This window comes from Devosia subaequoris, assembly GCF_014197055.1.
GTDB classification, from domain to species: Bacteria; Pseudomonadota; Alphaproteobacteria; order Rhizobiales; family Devosiaceae; genus Devosia; species Devosia subaequoris.
In genome coordinates this window covers 120,094-137,320 of the sequence record NZ_JACIEW010000001.1, presented here as the reverse complement: position 1 = coordinate 137,320, position 17,227 = coordinate 120,094, and the positions used below count along the sequence as shown (strand labels likewise).

Genomic DNA, 17,227 nt, shown 5'->3' with positions numbered 1-17,227 from the left:
TGCCGGCTGGCCCTTGCGTCTGGGTAATCGAAAAGCTATCAGGCCGTCTAACGGCCAGCACCGAAAAGATCAACCAATCCGGTTCGCGCGCACGCAATTGCGCCCGCAATCCCCAGCATGGCAAGAAGGCTCATGTCCGACCCCCAAAACCTGCCATCAAACGGCCTGTCGTACAAGCAGGCCGGCGTCGACATCGACGCAGGAAACGCATTGGTTGAAGCCATCAAGCCGGCAGTTCGCTCCACCCGGCGTCCCGGGGCCGACGGCGAGATCGGCGGCTTTGGCGGTTTGTTCGATCTCAAGGCCGCCGGCTTTGTCGATCCTGTACTGGTGGCGGCCAATGACGGGGTTGGCACCAAGCTCAAGATCGCCATCGACACCGGCAAACATGACACCATCGGGCAGGATCTGGTCGCCATGTGCGTCAACGACCTGGTCGTGCAGGGCGCCGAGCCGCTGTTCTTCCTCGACTATCTGGCCACCGGCAAGCTCGACGTCGATCAGGGCAAGGCCATCGTCGAAGGTATTGCTCATGGCTGTCGCCTCGCCGGTTGCGCATTGATCGGCGGCGAGACTGCTGAAATGCCCGGCATGTATCATGGCAATGACTACGATCTGGCCGGTTTCGCTGTCGGCGCCGCCGAACGTGACGGCCTGCTGCCGCGCAAGGACATAGCTGCCGGCGATCTGCTGGTCGCCATGGCGTCTTCGGGCGTGCACTCAAACGGCTATTCGTTGGTTCGCAAGATCGTCGAATTGTCCGGCCTTGCCTGGGACGCCCCCGCGCCCTTCATTGCGGACAAGTCACTCGCCGAAGCCTTGCTCGAACCCACCCGAATTTACGTTAAGCCGCTCCTGTCTGCGCTGCGCGACGGCATTGGGATCAAGGCCCTGGCTCATATCACCGGCGGCGGCTTCATCGACAATATCCCCCGCGTCCTCCCCGATGCGCTGGCCGCCGATATCGACCTCGGCGCTATCACCCTGCCGCCGGTCTTCGGCTGGCTGAGCCAGGTCGGAGGCATGAGCGAGCGCGAAATGCTACGCACCTTCAATTGCGGCGTCGGCATGCTGGTGGCCGTTGCCGCCGATGACGCAAACCGACTTGTAGAGAGCCTGACCGCATCGGGCGAAATCGCGGCCATCGTCGGCCAGCTCACCGAGCGCAGCGGCGAGCCGGTCACTTTCCGGGGCAAGCTCGCGCTGTGACCCGCAAGCGCGTCGCTATTCTGATTTCCGGCCGCGGTTCCAATATGGCCGCACTGATCGAGGCCGCCAGAGCGCCCGACTATCCGGCCGAAATTGTTGGAGTTCTGTCCAACCGCGCCGCTGCGCCAGGTCTGGCAACCGCCGCCGCCAATGGCATCGCCACGGCATCGCTTGCGCAGAGCAAGTTTCTCAGCCGGGACATGTTCGAAGACACCATGACCCAGATTCTCGAGAGTTGGGAGGTCGACTACGTCTGTCTTGCAGGTTTCATGCGCATTCTGGGCGAAGACTTCGTCAATCACTGGCTGGGACGGATGATCAACATCCATCCCTCACTGCTGCCCGCCTATAAGGGCCTGCACACACACGAACGTGCCCTTGCCGATGGAGTGACCGAACACGGCTGCACCGTTCATTTCGTCACCCCCGGCCTGGATGAAGGTCCGACCATCCTCCAGGCGCGCATCCCAGTTGCCGCCGGGGACACACCCGAGACCTTGGCCGAGCGGCTTTTGGTTGAAGAGCACCGCATCTACCCCGAAGCGCTGCGCCTGCTGGCCAGCCACCAGGTAAAGCTATGATCCTGCCCATCACAGTAATTGATGAGGCGCATCGTCAAAATCGGTTCGACCTTTGTTCTGGTGAGGCGTAGCGTATCGTTCTTGTTCACGGGGCAGGCACGATGAATTTGCGCGATTGGTTCTGGATCATATTCCTCGGTGCCATCTGGGGATGCTCCTTCATTTTCAATGCTGTGTTAATCCGCGAACTCGGACCGGTCTGGGTCACCTCTTTCCGCGTCGGTATCGGTGCGCTCGGGTGCTGGGCCGTCCTGTTCGCGCTGCGCAAACCGGTTCCGCGCGATCCCCGCCTCTGGCTGCAACTGGGTGGCCTAGGCGTTATTGCCTATGCCATTCCCTTCGCGCTCTTCCCCTTGGCCCAGGCGGAGATGGCCAGCGGCGTGGCCGCAATCATCAACGCCATGACACCCATGGTGACCGCTATTATTTCGCACTTCTGGATTGGAGGTGAAAAAGGCACGCCGCTCAAGTTTGCTGGCGTCGCTATAGGCTTTGCCGGCGCCGCACTCCTGGTCTCCCCGGCATTGTTAGAAGGTGGAACATCCCAGCTCTGGGCCGTGGCCGCCTGTCTGGGCGCAACCCTGTGCTACGGTCTCTCCCTCAACATCACCCGCAGCTACAAGCATATTGAGCCAACGGCCTTTGCCTCTATTGCCCTCACCGGAGCTACCCTTGTGGCCGTGCCAATCGCTTTCCTGACGGAGGGCTTGCCAGTCATCACGCGTGGTGAAACCTGGGGGGCGGCCCTCGCCATTGGACTGCTATCGACCACCTTCACCTTCCAAATGATGTACCGAATCCTGCCGCGTGTCGGTGCGACCAATTTTGCTACCACGACCTTCATCGCGCCGATATCGGCCTTGATAATCGGTGTAACCGTCTTGGGTGAAACCATCCTGCCTATTCAACTGGTAGGCATGCTGGTCATTTTCTTCGGACTTCTGTTCATAGACGGGCGCATTCGCGCCATCTGGCGCCGCGTTCCTGCGTAGATCATATTGCTTCCAGTTGAGCGGAAAACGCCATGCAGGGAGAAGTTCAGATGTATCTCAGAACCATCGAGCCGGCCAACGCCACAGGTGAAGTGGCGGATCTCTACAACGCGGAAATTGCCTCAATGGGGAGAGTGATGGCGGCCACGCAATGCTGGTCGACCCGTCCCGATATGATCATGCCCACCGAGCACTTGCTCCACCAGATGCGGGACGACTTTTCCCTGGGTCTGCTCAATTTTAGGCTGATCACTTTTGTCGCTGCCAAATTTGTCCCGTCCAGCTACTGCTCCCATGTTTATTTTAAGCTGATCTCAAACGCCTTGGGCAGGGAGCGGGCCTTGGCGATCCACCGGGATTATCGGACTGCCGGGCTCACCGAGCAGCAGGTGGCGATGCTGGCCTATGCCGAACAGATTACGAAGGACGCTTCGCGCATATCCCAGACGGACATTGACCACCTGCGGTCCGTCGGTCTGAGCGACCTCAATATTGCTGACATCGCCTTGGCAGCCTCCTACCGAAACTTCATGAGCAGATATTTTGATGCAGTGGGGGCCAGCGCGGAGCCTGATTTCCTCGACTCGGACCTTGAGGTGAGGGCAGAAATGGCGGTCGGCAAGCCTGCTTAGCGCCTGCACAGGTCGGGAACTCTCTTGCCAGCCGCTCGTTGGTCGGCAGGAGAAGAAGTATGCCTGATAAGCCCGATATCGACCCACGGACGAGCCCCGAGATCGTACCGCAACCCGAGCCACCTCAGCCCCAGCCTGCCGATCCGGTGCCGCCCAGGCCGAACGAGGTCCCAACGCCGGATCAGCCAGTGGAAGAGCCCGGCCGCTCGCCCTCGCCCGAGATTCCCCCGGATCCGCAACACGATCCACGTCCGCGAGAAGTCTAACTGGGCACGGCATCGCCGACCAACAAAAGGCGGCCAAGCTTGGCCATTTTGACGGCTTAAATCCGACAGTTCTCGGCAGGCGATGCCTAGGCTTACTCGACGCCGAGTTTCTGTTTCATTAGCTCGTTAAGCGCCTGCGGATTGGCCTTGCCACCCGAAGCCTTCATCGCTTGGCCTACGAACCAGCCGATCATTGTCGGCTTGGCCTTGACCTTTTCGACCTGCTCTGGATTGGCGGCGATGATTTCATCCACGATCTTCTCGATCGCCCCCAGATCGGTCACCTGCTTGAGCCCGCGGCGCTCGACGATTTCGGCCGGCACCCCTTCGGGCTCCTCGGCAATCATGATTTGCAGCACATCCTTGCCGCCCTTGGACGAGATCGTGCCACCCGCGATAAGGTCGACCAGCCCCGCGATTTGCGACGGCTGAAGATGCGTTTCCCATACGGCGAGACCTTGGCTGTTGGCAAACGCAGCCACATCGCCATTGAGAATGTTCGCCACAGCCTTGCCGTCGCGCTTGGCGCCTCCATGCGACACGCAGAGTTCGTAGAAATCGGCTGTTTCGCGGTCGAGCGTCAGCACCATCGCGTCATAGGCCGTCACACCATAGTCGGTGATGAAACGGGCCTGCTTCTCATCAGGCAGCTCCGGCAGGTGCTGGGCTAGTTCTGACACGAAGGCATCGTCGAATTCGAGCGGCAGCAAGTCGGGATCAGGGAAGTAACGATAGTCCTGCGCATCCTCCTTGGAGCGCATGGAGCGGGTTTCGCCCAGCTTTGGGTCAAACAGCCGGGTTTCCTGCTCGACTTCACCACCGTCTTCGAGAATGTCGATCTGACGGCGAGCTTCGTACTCGATGGCTTGACCGGCAAAGCGGATGGAGTTGACGTTCTTGATTTCGCAGCGCGTGCCGAACTCCCCACCGGGACGGCGCACTGAGACGTTGACGTCAGCGCGCATGGAGCCCTGCTCCATATTGCCATCACAGGTGCCAAGGTAGCGCAGAATGGTGCGCAGCTTGCCCAGATAAGCCTTGGCCTCTTCCGAGGACCTCAGGTCGGGCTTGGAGACAATCTCCATCAGCGCAACACCGGCCCGGTTGAGGTCGACGAAGCTCATATTGGGATGCTGGTCATGCAGTAGCTTGCCCGCATCGGTTTCAAGATGCAGTCGCTCGATGCCGATCTCGACCCGTTCGCCGTCGACATCGAGCAACACTTTGCCCTCGCCAACGATCGGATCCTTGTACTGAGAGATCTGGTAGCCTGGGGGCTGATCCGGATAGAAGTAGTTCTTCCGGTCAAAGACCGAGCGATTGTTGATCTGAGCTCTAAGTCCAAGCCCGGTGCGCACCGCCTGTCGCACGCATTCCTCGTTGATCACCGGCAGCATGCCAGGCATCCCGGCATCCACGAAGCTGACATTGGCATTGGGCGGATTACCAAAGGCGGTCGAGGAGCCTGAGAACAGCTTGCTCTCACTGGTCACCTGCGCATGCACTTCCATGCCGATGATCACCTCCCAGTCGCCGGTCGAACCGGAAATCAGGCGCTTCTTGTCAGGGGTGCGGGTATCAACGAGGGTCATGTTTCGGGCAGTCCTATACCGCTTCCTGCAAGCACTTGCGAAAGCGGACCTTGTCCAGTTCATAATTCAGGCTGGCGGAAAACTTCATGCCGCGCCAGATGGGTTCACATCCCCGGCGTTCATAAAAGCGCACCGCCCCGGCATTGCCGGCATAGGTTTCGAGCTCTGAAAACTCAAAGCCCTGCTTGGCGATAGCCTCTTCCAGCGCCTCAAGCAAGGCCGCACCAACCCCTTGTCCCTGCGCAATGGGCGCAACACAGAGATCGGAGACGACATTGTCCATGTCCTCGCGCGCGCCCCACCCGAGGATTTCCCGGTCAGCAGCAGCGACGAGCATGGTTTGCGGTTTGTCGCGACAGAACGAGACAAACTCAATAAGCAATTCTCGCCTGTTGGCGCGGCCGGCATCGTCCTGTCCGAAGGAACTTTCCTCCCAAGCCGTAAAGCCTATCGTCCCCAGAGATACGGCGAGTTTTGGAGAGGCCGGCCCGATAACAAGGTCGGTCCGTCTCAATCCTCTTCGATCTCCCCGTCATAGGGCCGCAACCGCTTCTCCATATGGACGCTCATGAAAGGGGAGTGCCCATCGCGTCCGTCAGGCCGCAGCGCCAGGATGCGATAGCCCTGCCGCTCGTAAAAGCGCACAGCCCGAACGTGGTCCGCTGGCGTTTCCAGGTGCACCCGCTCGGCCCCGTACAGTTCAAGCATCCTTTCCATGCGATTGAGCAGCATGGACCCGATACCATGCCCCTGCATTTCGGGCATGACGAAAAGGTAGGGAATGTAGCTGCGCCCCGGCACGCGCGAACACCAGCCGACCGCGACAGTGTCGATCTCGGCCACGATGCTATGCCGCCAGCCCTGAGCGACCGCATGAGAAAGTCGGCGCCGTTCGGCATCCTTAAGTCCAGGCCTGTCGGTCAAAATGGGGTAAATGCCGTCTTCCCAGGCACGAAAGGCGATATCTGCCAGGCGTGGGGCATCCGTCATCTCCGCCTTGCGCAACAGAATGCCCGCCATTTCCGCCTCCTATTTGGCGCGCTTGCGCGCCGCAATGATGCCCTTCTCGTAATTGATGTTCCAATTGATCAGGGTTCGCCAGATAAGTTCGGCCTGATCCTCGTCAAGATCAAGGTCCAAACTGAGCTGGCGAACCTTGCCTATAACGGCCTCGATCCGCGCCGGGTCGAAGGCCTCATGCGGGTCCGTCTTGATTTCGGCCATGCGCGTCACATAACCATGCCGTTCCGCGAAAAGATTGAGCAATGCCTGATCGATGCGATCGATCTCAGCGCGCACATCGTCCTTGGTGTCGCATTCGGCAGGCAATTTAGCAGCGGTCACGGCTGGCTCCGGTGTTCGTGTGAGTGTTGCTGGTTTGCACCGCTCTCCCACGGATTTCAACCCGGGCGCTACAGGCAATCTGGCGCGACCAGCAGCCCTGCCCTAATATTGGTTCATGTCTAGCCAGTCTGAGATTGCCTGAGACCCGTCCTTTCGCGACGGGGCATGAATGAACCGGACGTCGTCGGCCCCCGGGTCAGCGCGGCCATGTTTGTTCGCGAGCCAAACCAGCTCGCCAGTCCAGGCTTCAGACTTTCCAATGGATATTTCACGAAACGAACAGCGCGTGCTGCATGCACTTGCGCAAGGCGGCCGCATCGCCGCCATCAGGAACGAGCGCGGCAAGATCGTCGATTTCGAGTTCTTCAACCGCGATGGGTGGCTGATGAGCGGGCTGACACCGCTCATTTTCAACAAGCTCAAGGCTAAGAAAGCCATCCGATCGCAAGCTGGCCAGCCCTACCGGATCACCCGGCGCGGATTGGAACTGGTACGCAGCCAGGTGGATAATCGATAGCCGTTTACCTCCCCCCGCAACGGGGGAGGTAATCAATCAGTGCCTCGTCACGTCGCTCAACGCCGCCGCGATGTGTTCCCACTCCTGGGAGACGCTGGCGGTGGCGCGGCGCTTGCCGGCGCGGCGATACCAGTAATCGGCATTGCCCATATCGGCTTCGATCCAGTGCATCAGTGCATGTACCCAGTCGAACGCCTGAACGCCTTCCATGGACTGGACGATATTATGCGCGCGCTCCCATTCCGGACCTACGCGCAGTTCACCCTTCTTGAGCCACCACAGAGCCTGCAATGGCTTGCTCATATCCTTGGGCGGCTCGGACCAATCGAGCGAAGTAAAAATATCTGTGGCCATTGGCTGGTTTCCTGTTGGCCCTGACGCAGTGATTGGGTGCGTCTCCACCAGTTTTAATTTGTGCATGGGCGGCAAATAATGCGGAACGGCGGCGCAATCAAGCACCGCCGCTTGTGTAAAAGGTAACCCGCTACCACCACTGCTTGGGCGCGAAGTCGCCGCCCGCGCTTTTTTCGATGACCCGGGCCGCCGCAAACAGCGTCTCCTCGTCGAATGGCTTGCCGATCAGTTGCAGGCCCAGCGGCAGCCCCTGCCCGTCCTTGCCAGCCGGCACCGCAATGCCCGGAAGGCCGGCCATGTTCACCGTGACCGTAAAGATGTCGTTGAGGTACATTGCGACCGGATCGCTTGCCAGCGCCTCGTCCCCAATCCCGAAGGCGGCAGACGGGGTCGCTGGGGTCAGGATCGCATCTACGCCGGCATTGAAGGCGTCTTCAAAGTCTTTCTTGATCAGCGTCCGTACCTTCTGCGCCTTGACGTAATAGGCGTCAAAGTAACCGGCAGACAGCACGTATGTGCCGATCATGACGCGGCGCTTCACTTCACGGCCGAACCCTTCGGCGCGGGTCAGCTCGTACATGTCCGTGATATCTTTCCCAGATACACGCAGCCCGTATTTAACGCCGTCATAGCGCGCCAGGTTCGATGACGCCTCGGCCGGTGCCACGATATAGTAGGCCGGTAGCGCATACTTGGTGTGCGGCAGCGAGATGTCCTTGACCGTCGCGCCTTCCGCCTTAAGCCATTCAAGCCCCTCCGACCAGAGCTTCTCGATCTCCGCCGGCATGCCCTCCATACGATATTCCTTGGGCACGCCGATGGTGAGGCCCTTCACCCCGCGTTCAACCGCAGCGGCGAAATCGGGCACCGCAATATCGACACTGGTCGAATCCTTGGCGTCGAAGCCCGACATCGAAGTCATCAGGATTGCCGCATCCTCGACAGTGCGTGCGATCGGGCCTGCCTGATCGAGAGAGGAGGCAAAAGCCACCGTGCCCCACCGCGAGCACCTGCCATAGGTCGGCTTGATCCCTACGGTGCCGGTGAAGGCCGCTGGCTGGCGGATCGACCCGCCCGTATCCGTTGCTGTCGCCCCGGCACACAGCCAGGCCGCAACTGCCGCAGCGGATCCGCCGGACGAGCCACCCGGCACCAGATTGGCATTGCTGCCCTCGGCGCGGAACGGGCTCACCACCGGGCCGTAATACGAAGTCTCGTTGGACGAACCCATGGCGAACTCGTCCATGTTGAGCTTGCCCAACATGACCGCTCCATCGCGCCAGAGATTGGCCGTCACCGTGGATTCATATTCCGGCTTGAAACCATCCAGAATATGGCTGGCAGCCTGGGTATGGACACCCCTGGTGGCAAACAGGTCCTTGATGCCGAGCGGAATGCCTTCGAGCGTCCCGCCCTGCCCCTGGCCCAGCCTTGTATCGCTTGCCTTGGCCATATCGCGCGCCTGCTCGGGCGTGGTGGCAATATAGGCGTTCAGGCTCGGATTGGCCGATTCAATGGCACCGATATAGGCGTCGGTCAGCTCAAGCGCGGTAAAGCTCTTGTCCTTGAGGCCCTTGCGGGCGTCAGCGAGGCTCAGTCGGGTGAGGTCAGTCAAAGCAAATCTCTTTCTTTCGTCACGGCGGGGGCCATCAGGCCACGCGCACCGCGGCCGCCAGGTTCAGTTCAAAAAAGGCCGACCATTCGCTGTCGGGGTAGTCCAAAAACGGACCGCGCGGGGTAAACCCGTAACGGGTGTAAAGCCGGTGCGCCTCGGCCATGCCATCGCCCGTGCCAGTTTCCAGCATCACGACGGGCAGTTTGCGCTCGCGCGCCAAGTCCACGATCCGCTCCAGCAACTGCCGGCCCACGCGCTGCCCGCGCACCTCGGGCAGAGTGAACATGCGCTTGACCTCGCCCAGTTCCGGACCGTGCATCTTGAGCGCGCCCATACCGACGGCCTTGCCAGCCGCGTCGCGGGCAACAAACAGCGTGGTGGTGCTGTCGGCCATCTGTTCGACCGACATCTTGAACTGAAACTCAAGCGGAGAAAGCGGCAGGAGATGGTCGTTGAGCTGCGCCACGAGTGCGCGCACATCGTCCTGCAGCGGCGACTCTATGGCGATCGTGACCGCCATTTATTCCACCACCTTGGGGACCATAAAGAAATTGTCCTCGGTCAGCGGAGAATTGCTGACGATCTTCTCGGGATAATTGCCATCGGAAATCACATCGTCCCGACGGCGCAACGTCATCGGGGTTACCGAGGTCATGGCCTCGACACCTTCGACGTCAACCTCGCCCAGCTGCTCCACGAATCCGAGAATCGCATTGAGTTCGGACTGGTAGGCCGCGACCTCCTCTTCTTCGATGCGAATACGCGCGAGGCGCCCGATGCGCTTGACGGTGGCGGCGTCGACAGACATGCAAAAACTCCGGCAGGAAAGGCGTGTTGCCGCGTTATTAGCAACGCGCTGCAGCAAATGACAATGAAAATGCCTTATGCACCGGATCAGGCTTCCACAGCCAAGCCCGGCTCAAGTGCGATGAGTCCCGTTCCGGAGAGCCGATTTCCCAAATAATCGAAGGCAGCATCGATCTCGCCAACTCCGCCAGCCAGCGCAACCAGCTTCGGGCGCGTCTCCTCAGCCAGCCTTTCCGCCCTCTCCCGAAGTTGCGGCCCCACCAGAACGATAACGGCCTGCTCTGTCCATCGGCCAAACGGCGGCGCATCACCATCGCGTAGGAGTATCAGTGGCGCCTCATCGGGCGCATCGAAGACAATGCAACCTTGGCTGGCCCTGTGGACCTCGACTCGGCGTTCCTGTCCGTCCAGCGTATCGACAAGCCTTGGCGGCTTGCGAGGCGTCCAGCCAGACGGCTCTATTTCCAAAAGGCCGCGACCGAAATCGGGGATCAGCAAATCTGCGCCACTCGTCAACTCACTGCTCTCGACGCCATCGGGCGCACCATCCACATCGATGATGGCGATCTGTCCGCCGATATAGATGCGAAACGTACTATTTCCGAACCAGGTAAGCTTCATCAGGCCTTTTCCGTCGCCAAGAAGTGTCTGTGAGCCTATAGGACAATCCAGTACTGTCCAGCGAGCCTCACGTGACCGAAGACAATCCCCTCTCCGAAATTCCCGAACGCGGCAAGATCATGGGCCTTGATCTTGGTACCAAGACCATTGGTGTCGCCATTTCGGACGGCATGCGCTATTCGGCCACCCCGCTCGAGACCATCAAGCGCACCAAGTTCACCCAGGACGCCGAGCGCATTATTGAGCTTATCGGGCAGAACCAGGTGGTCGCGGTCATTCTGGGCCTGCCGCTCAACATGGATGGATCCGAAGGCCCGCGCGTGCAATCCACGCGCGCTTTCGCCCGCAATCTGGCGCCCAAAATCAGCCTGCCGATCGCTTTTTGGGACGAACGCTTGTCGACCTCGGCGGTCACAAGAATGATGATCGAAGCCGACCTTCGCCGCGACCGCCGCGCGGAGGTCGTCGACAAGCTCGCCGCCAGCTACATTCTGCAGGGCGCCCTGGATCGGCTGCGCCCCCGCTAGCCTGTCGGCGCACGGCCTCGAGTAGGGCACTGCATGTGCTTGCCTGTTGGCGGCTCGAACCCTCAGTCGCAGGATAATTGCGCGAAACGGCATGGGTGGGGTTGCCCCACCCTGCCCCCTCGGCTAGACCGCAGCAAATCGCAAGGGATGCGACATGCCGCAGCACAGCCCCGCCGCCAGCCGGTCTTCTGGCGACTTCCCCCCGTTCCAGCAGCGCCATCTGATTTCCATTGCTGATCTCAAACAGCACGAAATCGTCGATTTGCTCGACCGCTCCGAACGGATGATCGACATTTCCCGCCAGGAGCGAAAATCGCTCCCGGCGCTTTCGGGAAAAACCCAGATCAATCTTTTCTTCGAACCCTCGACCCGAACCCAGTCTTCCTTCGAGATTGCCGGCAAGCGACTTGGCGCGCTGGTGGTCAACATGTCGGTCAAGACCTCGTCCGTTTCCAAGGGCGAGACGCTCATAGATACGGCCGCCACGCTCAATGCCATGCGCCCCGACGTGCTGGTGGTACGCCACTCGGCGGCCGGTGCCGTCGAACTCCTCAGCCAGAAGGTCGGTTGTTCGGTCGTCAATGCAGGTGACGGCGCACACGAGCATCCCACACAGGCGCTGCTCGACGCCCTGACCATCCGTAACCACAAGGGAACGCTTGCAGGCCTGACCGTCGCCATCTGCGGCGACATAGCCAATTCCCGCGTTGCCCGCTCGAACCTGCTCCTACTCGGCGCGCTGAATGTCCGCACCCGTGTCATCGCCCCGCGCACCCTGCTCCCTGCGGGCATCGAACATCTGGCGACAGAGGTCTTCACCAACATGGAAGAGGGGCTCAGAGGCGTCGACGTGGTCATGATGCTGCGGCTGCAGCACGAACGGGCCAATGGCAAGATGATCCCCTCGGTGCGCGAATATTACCGCTTCTATGGCCTCGACGAAGCCAAGCTGGCATGCGCCAGGCCCGACGCCATCGTCATGCATCCCGGCCCGATGAACCGCGGCGTCGAGATCGACCCGGCCATTGCCGATAGCGCCCGCGCGGTGATCACAGATCAGGTCGAAATGGGCGTGGCGGTCCGTATGGCCGTGCTTGATGCCCTGCTGCCGGCAAGGAACCAACCATGACGCGCCCCTTCATTATCGAAAATGCCAGGATCATTGACCCGGCCTCCGGGACTGACCAGCTCGGAGCAGTGCTGGTCGAAGATGGCCGCATTGGCGATCTCGCCATCGGCGGACCCGTTGGCGTCCCCGATGGAGCTGAGCTGCTGGACGCGCGCGGGCTGGTTCTGGCACCCGGCCTGATCGACATGCGTGTCTTTGTCGGGGAACCCGGCAAGGAATATCGCGAAACCCTCGCCTCTGCCGGCGCAGCAGCGGTCGCCGGAGGCGTCACCAGCTTCGTAATGATGCCGGACACCACACCCACAGTCGATGATGGTGCCCTGGTCGACTTTCTCATCCGCCGCGCCCAGGCCCAATCGCCCGCACGCGTCCTGCCCGCTGCCGCCATTACCAAAGGGCTTCAGGGCAAGGAAATCACCGAGTATGGCCTACTCAAGGACGCCGGGGCGGTCTGTCTGACGGATGGCGCCCAGTCCATCCAGTCGACGTCACTGCTCCGCAGCGCCATGGGCTACGCCGCCAATTTCGACCTGCCCTTTGTCCACCACCTCGCCGACGCCGAACTCGTGGGTGATGGCGTGATGAATGAAGGCCTGTTCGCCACCGTTCTTGGCCTGAGGGGCATCCCGCGCGAGGCCGAAACCATCCCACTTTCTCGCGACCTCCAATTAGCTGCGCTGACCGGGGTGCGGTATCACGCCGGCCAGATTTCGACCGCCGGATCGGCCGAGCTGCTCAAAGCTGCCAAGACGCGCAACGACAAGGTTACCGCTGGTATCTCGATCAACCATCTGTGCCTGAACGAAAACGACATCGGCCGTTACCGCACCTATTTCAAGCTCACCCCGCCCCTGCGCAGCGAAGACGACCGGCAAGCCATGATCGAGGCGCTGCGCAGCGGCACCATCGACACCATCCACTCAGACCACGACCCCCAGGATACCGAGGTGAAGCGCCAGCCCTTCGCGGAAGCCTCCAACGGCGCAATCGGTCTGGAGACCTTGCTGTCCGCTGCGCTGCGACTGGTCCATTCCGGTGATGTCGAGTTGATGACCATATTGCGCGCCATGACCTGCCGGCCTGCTGAGATCCTCGGCCTCGAATCCGGGCGCATCGCCCGGGGCGCTCCGGCAGATCTGATCCTTATCGATCTCGACTATCCCTGGCAGGTCACCGAGAAGAGCTTCCGCTCCCGCTCGCGCAATACCAGTTTCGAGGACGCCCGCATGCAGGGTAAGATCATGCGCACCCTGGTCGGGGGCGAGAGCGTATTCGTGCATGAGGACGCGGCGTGACCATTCCATTTTTTGACGGTCACAACGACACTTTGCTGCGCCTGCTCGATCATGTCCGCGAAGACAAGCTGGACATGTTCATCAAAGGGGGCCAGGAGGGTCACATCGACCTGCCCCGTGCCCAATCTGCGGGCATGGCAGGCGGCTTCTTCGCCATGTTCCCACCACCGCTCAAGGCCCACATCGCCCAGATTGCCGCCGCGCCGGACCACGCCAAGGGCGAATTGCCTCCGCAACTCGACCTCGCCGACGCCCAGCAATCGACCTTCGGCATGGCCGCTCTGCTCTTCCAACTCGAGCGCGCCGGCGCGCTGAAAGTCTGCCGCACAGTCGCTGACCTGCGTGCAGCAATTGCGCAAGAGAAGCTGGCAGCCATCTTTCACATCGAGGGCGCCGAGGCCATCGACACAAATTTCCGCGCCTTTGAGGTCCTTCATGGCGCCGGCCTGAGGTCAATCGGCATCACCTGGAGCCGCGCCAATGCCTTTGGCACCGGCGTTCCGTTTCGCCACAATGCCGATCCCGATATTGGACCGGGGTTGAGCGATGCGGGCAAGGAACTGGTGCGCCTTTGCGATCAGCGCGGCGTCCTCATCGACCTCAGCCACCTCAACGCCGCCGGTTTTCGCGATGTCGCGGCCATCTCCAGCAAGCCGCTCGTCGCTACCCATTCCAATGTCCACGCCATCAGTCCCTGCACACGCAATTTGACCGATTGGCAGTTGGCGGCAATCCGAGAGAGCGGCGGCGTTGTTGGCCTCAACTTCGCCACCGGCTTCCTCCGCCCCGACGGTCGCTTTCTTGCCGACACGCCCATTGATCTTATGGTCCGCCATATCGATGCGCTTGTGGAGGCATTGGGGGAAGACGGGGTGGCCCTGGGCAGCGATTTTGATGGCGCCATGATGCCGGCGGAAATTGGCGACATCACCGGCGTCCCCAAGCTGCTTCAGGCCTTGCTCGACAAGGGCTATGGCGAGCAACTGGTCCGCAAGATCGCGCTCGAGAATTGGCTCGATGTGCTCAAGCGCACGATAGGCTGACCACCAACAGGGTCACCCCCGCGGGAGCAACACTGCCGGGCCACCGTGACCTTAGAACGGTACGTCTTCCGACTTCGCGATCTTCTTTGCAGCCGGCTTTTTCGCTGCGGCTTTCTTTGCCGGAGCCTTCTTTGCTGGCGCCTTCTTTGCTGGCGCCTTCTTGGCCGCTGGTTTCTTGGCAGCCGCCTTCTTGGCAGGGGCGCGCTTCTTGCCGCCAGTCGCCTCGGCACGCGCGGCAATCAGTGCGATTGCCTGCTCCACCGTGACGTCTTCAGGCTTGAGGTCCTTAGGCAGGGTCGCGTTGATCTTGCCCTGATTGACATACGGACCATAGCGACCCGCCCGCACAGTGATTGGCCCCCCGTCGTGTTCAAAGGTCTGGATCGCCGGCACAGCCGCACCCCGCCCGCCCCGACCACCACTGGCCGCCTTCTGGGCGATCAGATCAACGGCGCGATTGAGCCCCACGGTGAAAACCTCTTCCACGTCCGGCAGATTGGCATATTTGCCGTCATGTAGCAGGAAGGGGCCATAGCGGCCCAGCCCGGCCGAGATGGGCAGACCCGTCTCCGGGTGCAGGCCAACCTCGCGCGGCAGGGCAAGCAGTTGCAGGGCTTTTTCCAGCGTCATGCTGGCAGCGTCCCACCCCTTGGGCAGTGAAGAACGCTTGGGCTCCTTGCCATCACCTAATTGTACATATGGCCCGAAACGCCCGGACTTGAGGAACACTTCCTCGCCACTGGCCGGATCGGTCCCGAGAACACCGTCACCCACAGCCGCTTCGGAAGACTGGCCGGTGGCTGCGTCGGACAGCTGCATGGTGTGCTTGCAATCCGGATAATTCGAACAGCCGATAAAGGCTCCAAATTTGCCAAGCTTCAGTGACAGCATGCCGGTCCCGCAAGTAGGGCACTTGCGTGGGTCCGAACCATCTTCCTTGGCCGGGAAAATGTGGTCTGCCAACATGTCATTGAGTGCGTCCAGCACTTCGGATACGCGAAGATCCTTGATCTCTTCGGTCGCAGCGGTGAAGCCCGTCCAGAAATCCCGCAACAACACCTTGTAGTCCAACTCACCGGCCGAGACCTGATCGAGTTGCTCCTCCAGTTGAGCCGTGAAATCGTACTCGACGTAGCGAGAGAAGAAGCTCTCCAGGAACGAAGTCACAATGCGCCCGCGATCCTCGGGATGCAGCGCCTTGCCTTCGAGCTTGACGTAGTCGCGGTCCTTGAGCGTCGTCAGGGTCGCCGCATAGGTCGACGGACGGCCAATGCCCAGCTCTTCCATCTTCTTGATCAGGCTGGCTTCAGTGAAACGCGCCGGCGGCTGGGTGAAGTGCTGCTCGATCTCCACCTTCTTCAGCTCAGGCTTGTCGCCGACAGCCAGAGGCGGCAATTCGCGGCCTTCCTCATCGCCATCGCCGTCATTGTCGGTTTTGGCCTCCACCCCGTATAGGGTCAGAAAGCCCGGGAACTTCACTACCGATCCGGTCGCGCGCAAAGTTACCGCCCGACCAGGCACGTTGACAGCGATATCCACCGAAGTGCGGTCAATCTCGGCCGATGTCATCTGGCTGGCAAGCGTCCGCTTCCAGATCAGGCCGTAAAGCTTGGCTTGGTCCGCGTCGAGATTGAGGCTCTCGGGGCGCTTGAACATGTCGGTGGGGCGAATGGCCTCGTGCGCTTCCTGCGCATTCTTGGCCTTGGACTGATAAATGCGGGCCTTTTCAGGCAGATACTCCGCGCCGAAATATTTCCCGATCACAGAGCGCGCCATCGCAATGCCCTCTGGCGCCATCTGCACCGCGTCGGTACGCATATAGGTAATCAACCCGTCCTCGTAGAGACGCTGGGCAATCTGCATCGTCCGGTTCGGCGACAGGCCCAGCCGCGAAGACGCATCCTGCTGCATGCTCGATGTGGTGAACGGTGCATAGGGATTGCGCTTGGTCGGCTTCTTCTCGACATTGGCTACATTGAACTGACCGGCTTCGATCAGCTTCTTGAGCGTCGCAGCATCGTCGCCGGACTTGATGTCGAGCTTGTCGGACTTCTTGCCATCGACGGCGAATAGCCGCGCCAGGAAGTTCTTGCCACCCTGTGCCAGCTGAGCCTCAACAGACCAATATTCATCGGCCTTGAACTTCTCGATTTCACGCTCGCGGTCGGAAACCAGACGCAGCGCTACCGACTGCACACGCCCGGCCGAGCGCGAGCCCGGCAGCTTGCGCCAGAGGATCGGCGACAGTGTGAAGCCTACGAGATAATCAAGGGCCCGGCGTGCCAGATAGGCATCGACCAAGGGCATATCGATCTCCCGCGGCGCAGCCATGGCAGCGGTAACCGCATCCTTGGTAATCGCGTTGAACACCACGCGCTGTACCGGCGTATCCTTCTTGAGCGCCTTTTTGGCGCGCAGGACATCCAGAATATGCCAGGAAATTGCCTCGCCTTCGCGATCCGGGTCAGTCGCCAGGATCAACCCGTCAGCGCCCTTGAGCGCCGAAGCAATGTCAGAGATGCGCTTTTTTGCCGCCGTGTCGACCACCCAGGACATGGCGAAATCTTCGTCCGGTCGAACCGATCCATCCTTGGCCGGCAGGTCACGGATATGGCCGAAGCTGGCCAGGACCTCGTAGTCCTTGCCCAAATATTTGTTGATTGTCTTGGCTTTAGCCGGACTTTCAACGACGACGACCTTCAT

20 protein-coding genes are annotated in these 17,227 nt (G+C 60.8%); 10 read left to right on the top strand and 10 right to left on the bottom strand.

Annotated features, from left to right (window positions below; translation table 11 throughout):
- Positions 1–132 precede the first annotated feature (132 nt).
- From purM to GGR20_RS00685, 5 genes are all read left to right on the top strand, one after another.
- Positions 133–1,209, top strand: a complete 1,077-nt coding sequence (gene purM / locus GGR20_RS00705) for a phosphoribosylformylglycinamidine cyclo-ligase (protein WP_183309330.1) — start codon at positions 133–135, stop codon at positions 1,207–1,209.
- A complete protein-coding gene (gene purN, locus GGR20_RS00700) occupies positions 1,206–1,790 on the top strand; it encodes a phosphoribosylglycinamide formyltransferase (RefSeq protein WP_183309329.1) in 585 nt (194 codons plus the stop codon). Before purM ends, purN begins: the two co-directional genes overlap by 4 nt.
- A 101-nt stretch (positions 1,791–1,891) precedes the next feature.
- Positions 1,892–2,782, top strand: a complete 891-nt coding sequence (locus tag GGR20_RS00695; protein WP_183309328.1) for a DMT family transporter — start codon at positions 1,892–1,894, stop codon at positions 2,780–2,782.
- 32 nt (positions 2,783–2,814) lie between these two features.
- A complete protein-coding gene (locus GGR20_RS00690) occupies positions 2,815–3,414 on the top strand; it encodes a carboxymuconolactone decarboxylase family protein (protein ID WP_246349350.1) in 600 nt (199 codons plus the stop codon).
- Between the two features lie 59 nt (positions 3,415–3,473).
- Positions 3,474–3,680: a hypothetical protein gene (locus GGR20_RS00685; protein WP_183309327.1), complete on the top strand. Its 207-nt coding sequence runs from the start codon at positions 3,474–3,476 to the stop codon at positions 3,678–3,680.
- 92 nt (positions 3,681–3,772) lie between these two features.
- On the opposite strand, the gene gatB is transcribed toward GGR20_RS00685, so the two are convergent.
- The 4 genes from gatB to GGR20_RS00665 are packed head-to-tail and all read right to left on the bottom strand — an operon-like array spanning position 3,773 to position 6,616.
- A complete protein-coding gene (gene gatB, locus GGR20_RS00680) occupies positions 3,773–5,272 on the bottom strand; it encodes an Asp-tRNA(Asn)/Glu-tRNA(Gln) amidotransferase subunit GatB (protein WP_183309326.1) in 1,500 nt (499 codons plus the stop codon).
- A gap of 13 nt (positions 5,273–5,285) precedes the next feature.
- Complete coding sequence (locus GGR20_RS00675) at positions 5,286–5,786, bottom strand: GNAT family N-acetyltransferase (protein WP_183309325.1); 501 nt, start codon at positions 5,784–5,786, stop codon at positions 5,286–5,288.
- A complete protein-coding gene (locus GGR20_RS00670; RefSeq protein ID WP_183309324.1) occupies positions 5,783–6,292 on the bottom strand; it encodes a GNAT family N-acetyltransferase in 510 nt (169 codons plus the stop codon). The genes GGR20_RS00675 and GGR20_RS00670 overlap by 4 nt, the downstream gene beginning before the upstream one ends.
- Positions 6,293–6,301: 9 nt before the next feature.
- Positions 6,302–6,616 carry a chorismate mutase gene (locus GGR20_RS00665; protein ID WP_183309323.1) on the bottom strand — a complete coding sequence of 105 codons (315 nt, stop codon included), beginning with the start codon at positions 6,614–6,616 and terminating at the stop codon, positions 6,302–6,304.
- A gap of 259 nt (positions 6,617–6,875) precedes the next feature.
- Between GGR20_RS00665 and GGR20_RS00660 the strand changes: the two genes are divergently transcribed.
- Complete coding sequence (locus tag GGR20_RS00660; protein ID WP_183309322.1) at positions 6,876–7,133, top strand: YjhX family toxin; 258 nt, start codon at positions 6,876–6,878, stop codon at positions 7,131–7,133.
- Positions 7,134–7,169: 36 nt separating this feature from the next.
- Here GGR20_RS00660 and GGR20_RS00655 read toward each other — a convergent pair whose 3' ends face one another.
- The 5 genes from GGR20_RS00655 to GGR20_RS00635 form a co-directional block, all read right to left on the bottom strand.
- Positions 7,170–7,487, bottom strand: coding sequence for a hypothetical protein (locus GGR20_RS00655; RefSeq protein WP_116590801.1), 318 nt, complete (start codon positions 7,485–7,487; stop codon positions 7,170–7,172).
- A gap of 130 nt (positions 7,488–7,617) precedes the next feature.
- Entirely contained in the window at positions 7,618–9,102 is a 1,485-nt protein-coding gene (gatA, locus tag GGR20_RS00650; RefSeq protein ID WP_183309321.1) for an Asp-tRNA(Asn)/Glu-tRNA(Gln) amidotransferase subunit GatA, read from the bottom strand.
- Between the two features lie 34 nt (positions 9,103–9,136).
- Complete coding sequence (locus GGR20_RS00645; protein ID WP_183309320.1) at positions 9,137–9,622, bottom strand: GNAT family N-acetyltransferase; 486 nt, start codon at positions 9,620–9,622, stop codon at positions 9,137–9,139.
- The gene (gene gatC / locus GGR20_RS00640) at positions 9,623–9,910 is read right to left on the bottom strand and encodes an Asp-tRNA(Asn)/Glu-tRNA(Gln) amidotransferase subunit GatC (RefSeq protein WP_183309319.1); all 288 of its coding nucleotides are present in this window, start codon (positions 9,908–9,910) and stop codon (positions 9,623–9,625) included.
- Positions 9,911–9,996: 86 nt separating this feature from the next.
- Positions 9,997–10,530 (bottom strand): hypothetical protein, encoded by a 534-nt coding sequence (locus tag GGR20_RS00635; protein WP_183309318.1) that lies wholly within the window; start codon positions 10,528–10,530, stop codon positions 9,997–9,999.
- Positions 10,531–10,649: 119 nt separating this feature from the next.
- Between GGR20_RS00635 and ruvX the strand changes: the two genes are divergently transcribed.
- The 4 genes from ruvX to GGR20_RS00615 all read left to right on the top strand — a co-directional run bounded on the left by ruvX (position 10,650) and on the right by GGR20_RS00615 (position 14,524).
- Positions 10,650–11,057: a Holliday junction resolvase RuvX gene (gene ruvX / locus GGR20_RS00630; protein ID WP_210283051.1), complete on the top strand. Its 408-nt coding sequence runs from the start codon at positions 10,650–10,652 to the stop codon at positions 11,055–11,057.
- A gap of 154 nt (positions 11,058–11,211) precedes the next feature.
- Complete coding sequence (locus GGR20_RS00625; RefSeq protein ID WP_183309317.1) at positions 11,212–12,186, top strand: aspartate carbamoyltransferase catalytic subunit; 975 nt, start codon at positions 11,212–11,214, stop codon at positions 12,184–12,186.
- Entirely contained in the window at positions 12,183–13,481 is a 1,299-nt protein-coding gene (gene pyrC / locus GGR20_RS00620; RefSeq protein WP_183309316.1) for a dihydroorotase, read from the top strand. The genes GGR20_RS00625 and pyrC overlap by 4 nt, the downstream gene beginning before the upstream one ends.
- Complete coding sequence (locus GGR20_RS00615) at positions 13,478–14,524, top strand: membrane dipeptidase (RefSeq protein WP_183309315.1); 1,047 nt, start codon at positions 13,478–13,480, stop codon at positions 14,522–14,524. Before pyrC ends, GGR20_RS00615 begins: the two co-directional genes overlap by 4 nt.
- A 51-nt stretch (positions 14,525–14,575) precedes the next feature.
- On the opposite strand, the gene topA is transcribed toward GGR20_RS00615, so the two are convergent.
- Positions 14,576–17,227: a type I DNA topoisomerase gene (gene topA / locus GGR20_RS00610; protein ID WP_183309314.1), complete on the bottom strand. Its 2,652-nt coding sequence runs from the start codon at positions 17,225–17,227 to the stop codon at positions 14,576–14,578.

Excerpts from the sequence above, each read along its gene's own strand:
- GGR20_RS00685 (WP_183309327.1), top strand. The coding sequence starts at position 3,474 with ATGCCTGATAAGCCCGATATCGACCCACGGACGAGCCCCGAGATCGTA.
- ruvX (WP_210283051.1), top strand. The coding sequence starts at position 10,650 with ATGGGCCTTGATCTTGGTACCAAGACCATTGGTGTCGCCATTTCGGAC.
- GGR20_RS00670 (WP_183309324.1), bottom strand. The coding sequence starts at position 6,292 with ATGGCGGGCATTCTGTTGCGCAAGGCGGAGATGACGGATGCCCCACGC.
- gatB (WP_183309326.1), bottom strand. The coding sequence starts at position 5,272 with ATGACCCTCGTTGATACCCGCACCCCTGACAAGAAGCGCCTGATTTCC.
- purM (WP_183309330.1), top strand. The coding sequence starts at position 133 with ATGTCCGACCCCCAAAACCTGCCATCAAACGGCCTGTCGTACAAGCAG.
- GGR20_RS00695 (WP_183309328.1), top strand. The coding sequence starts at position 1,892 with ATGAATTTGCGCGATTGGTTCTGGATCATATTCCTCGGTGCCATCTGG.
- GGR20_RS00690 (WP_246349350.1), top strand. The coding sequence starts at position 2,815 with ATGCAGGGAGAAGTTCAGATGTATCTCAGAACCATCGAGCCGGCCAAC.
- pyrC (WP_183309316.1), top strand. The coding sequence starts at position 12,183 with ATGACGCGCCCCTTCATTATCGAAAATGCCAGGATCATTGACCCGGCC.
- GGR20_RS00660 (WP_183309322.1), top strand. The coding sequence starts at position 6,876 with ATGGATATTTCACGAAACGAACAGCGCGTGCTGCATGCACTTGCGCAA.
- topA (WP_183309314.1), bottom strand. The coding sequence starts at position 17,227 with ATGAAGGTCGTCGTCGTTGAAAGTCCGGCTAAAGCCAAGACAATCAAC.
- GGR20_RS00655 (WP_116590801.1), bottom strand. The coding sequence starts at position 7,487 with ATGGCCACAGATATTTTTACTTCGCTCGATTGGTCCGAGCCGCCCAAG.
- GGR20_RS00625 (WP_183309317.1), top strand. The coding sequence starts at position 11,212 with ATGCCGCAGCACAGCCCCGCCGCCAGCCGGTCTTCTGGCGACTTCCCC.
- GGR20_RS00645 (WP_183309320.1), bottom strand. The coding sequence starts at position 9,622 with ATGGCGGTCACGATCGCCATAGAGTCGCCGCTGCAGGACGATGTGCGC.
- gatC (WP_183309319.1), bottom strand. The coding sequence starts at position 9,910 with ATGTCTGTCGACGCCGCCACCGTCAAGCGCATCGGGCGCCTCGCGCGT.
- GGR20_RS00635 (WP_183309318.1), bottom strand. The coding sequence starts at position 10,530 with ATGAAGCTTACCTGGTTCGGAAATAGTACGTTTCGCATCTATATCGGC.